This window comes from Neobacillus canaveralius (assembly GCF_047237705.1).
Classification (GTDB): Bacteria; Bacillota; Bacilli; order Bacillales; family Cytobacillaceae; genus Neobacillus; species Neobacillus niacini_K.
Genome location: NZ_JBDFLL010000002.1, coordinates 262501 through 265000, shown reverse-complemented (window position 1 = coordinate 265000; position 2500 = coordinate 262501). Strand labels below are relative to the sequence as shown.

Annotated in this window: 4 tRNA genes and 2 rRNA genes (1 of these 6 cut by a window edge); all 6 read left to right on the top strand. The window is 50.8% G+C overall.

From position 1 onward, the window contains the following. A 23S ribosomal RNA gene (locus ABC255_RS29675) occupies window positions 1–1732 on the top strand; it begins 1206 nt to the left of the window's first position. A gap of 75 nt (window positions 1733–1807) precedes the next feature. After that, window positions 1808–1923 (top strand): 5S ribosomal RNA (gene rrf, locus ABC255_RS29670). A 10-nt stretch (window positions 1924–1933) separates the two neighbouring features. After that, window positions 1934–2009: transfer RNA gene (locus tag ABC255_RS29665), tRNA-Val, on the top strand. 73 nt (window positions 2010–2082) lie between these two features. Beyond that, window positions 2083–2158 (top strand) — tRNA-Thr (locus tag ABC255_RS29660). 64 nt (window positions 2159–2222) lie between these two features. After that, window positions 2223–2298 (top strand) — tRNA-Lys (locus ABC255_RS29655). A 67-nt stretch (window positions 2299–2365) separates the two neighbouring features. After that, window positions 2366–2450, top strand: a tRNA-Leu gene (locus tag ABC255_RS29650). Window positions 2451–2500 lie beyond the last annotated feature (50 nt).

Genomic DNA, 2500 nt, shown 5'->3' with positions numbered 1-2500 from the left:
CTGTGGATTGACACCATATGGTGTCAGTGGTAGGAGAGCGTTCTAAGGGCGTTGAAGCTAGACCGTAAGGACTGGTGGAGCGCTTAGAAGTGAGAATGCCGGTATGAGTAGCGAAAGACGGGTGAGAATCCCGTCCACCGTATGCCTAAGGTTTCCTGAGGAAGGCTCGTCCTCTCAGGGTTAGTCGGGACCTAAGCCGAGGCCGAAAGGCGTAGGCGATGGACAACAGGTTGATATTCCTGTACCACCTCTTTATCGTTTGAGTGATGGGGGGACGCAGGAGGATAGGGTAAGCGCGCTGTTGGATATGCGCGTCCAAGCAGTTAGGCTGGTAAGTAGGAAAATCCGCTTACCGTGAAGGCTGAGCTGTGATGGCGAGGGAAATATAGTACCGAAGTTCCTGATTCCACACTGCCAAGAAAAGCCTCTAGCGAGATAAAAGGTGCCCGTACCGCAAACCGACACAGGTAGGCGAGGAGAGAATCCTAAGGTGTGCGAGAGAACTCTCGTTAAGGAACTCGGCAAAATGACCCCGTAACTTCGGGAGAAGGGGTGCTTTTTGAGGTGAATAGCCTCGAAGAGCCGCAGTGAATAGGCCCAGGCGACTGTTTAGCAAAAACACAGGTCTCTGCGAAGCCGCAAGGCGAAGTATAGGGGCTGACGCCTGCCCGGTGCTGGAAGGTTAAGAGGAGGGGTTAGCGCAAGCGAAGCTCTGAATCGAAGCCCCAGTAAACGGCGGCCGTAACTATAACGGTCCTAAGGTAGCGAAATTCCTTGTCGGGTAAGTTCCGACCCGCACGAAAGGCGTAACGATCTGGGCACTGTCTCAACGAGAGACTCGGTGAAATTATAGTACCTGTGAAGATGCAGGTTACCCGCGACAGGACGGAAAGACCCCGTGGAGCTTTACTGTAGCCTGATATTGAATTTTGGTACAGCTTGTACAGGATAGGTAGGAGCCTGAGAAACCGGAGCGCTAGCTTCGGTGGAGGCGTCGGTGGGATACTACCCTGGCTGTATTGAAATTCTAACCCGCACCCCTTATCGGGGTGGGAGACAGTGTCAGGTGGGCAGTTTGACTGGGGCGGTCGCCTCCTAAAGAGTAACGGAGGCGCCCAAAGGTTCCCTCAGAATGGTTGGAAATCATTCGCAGAGTGTAAAGGCACAAGGGAGCTTGACTGCGAGACCTACAAGTCGAGCAGGGACGAAAGTCGGGCTTAGTGATCCGGTGGTTCCGCATGGAAGGGCCATCGCTCAACGGATAAAAGCTACCCCGGGGATAACAGGCTTATCTCCCCCAAGAGTCCACATCGACGGGGAGGTTTGGCACCTCGATGTCGGCTCATCGCATCCTGGGGCTGTAGTCGGTCCCAAGGGTTGGGCTGTTCGCCCATTAAAGCGGTACGCGAGCTGGGTTCAGAACGTCGTGAGACAGTTCGGTCCCTATCCGTCGTGGGCGCAGGAAATTTGAGAGGAGCTGTCCTTAGTACGAGAGGACCGGGATGGACGCACCGCTGGTGTACCAGTTGTCTTGCCAAAGGCATCGCTGGGTAGCTATGTGCGGACGGGATAAGTGCTGAAAGCATCTAAGCATGAAGCCCCCCTCAAGATGAGATTTCCCATAGCGTCAAGCTAGTAAGAACCCTGAAAGATGATCAGGTTGATAGGTCAGAGGTGGAAGCGTGGTAACATGTGGAGCTGACTGATACTAATCGTTCGAGGACTTAACCAATTTTTAAAAGCGAACTCGTTTTACAAACTTCTTCTGATTATCTAGTTTTGAGGGAATGATACCTCAATTAAATAGTCTGGTAATTAAGGCGAGAAGGTCACACCCGTTCCCATACCGAACACGGAAGTTAAGCTTCTCAGCGCCGATGGTAGTTGGGACTTTGTCCCTGTGAGAGTAGGACGTTGCCAGGCTGTATTATATGGAGGATTAGCTCAGCTGGGAGAGCATCTGCCTTACAAGCAGAGGGTCGGCGGTTCGATCCCGTCATCCTCCACCATAGTTTTTTCACGATAGTGAAAGTAACTTTCCATATTTTTTCACGATAGTGAAACAAATTACATTCCTCATGTGCCGGGGTAGCTCAATTGGTAGAGCAACTGACTTGTAATCAGTAGGTTGGGGGTTCAAGTCCTCTCGCCGGCACCATGCTTCTTTCTGAGGCTGTGACATCTTACGATGTCAATATAAGTTTAGGAAATTTTCCTTATTCGAGCCATTAGCTCAGTTGGTAGAGCATCTGACTTTTAATCAGAGGGTCGAAGGTTCGAGTCCTTCATGGCTCACCAAGTTATTTTCGTTAGAAAATAACCAAAGTTTTTTCACGAAAGTGAGAATAACTTTCCATTTTAATATGCGGGTGTGGCGGAATTGGCAGACGCACCAGACTTAGGATCTGGCGCCGCAAGGCGTGGGGGTTCGACTCCCTTCACCCGCACCAAGTTATTTTCGTTAGAAAATAACCAAGATTTTTTGCAAAGCAAAATAATC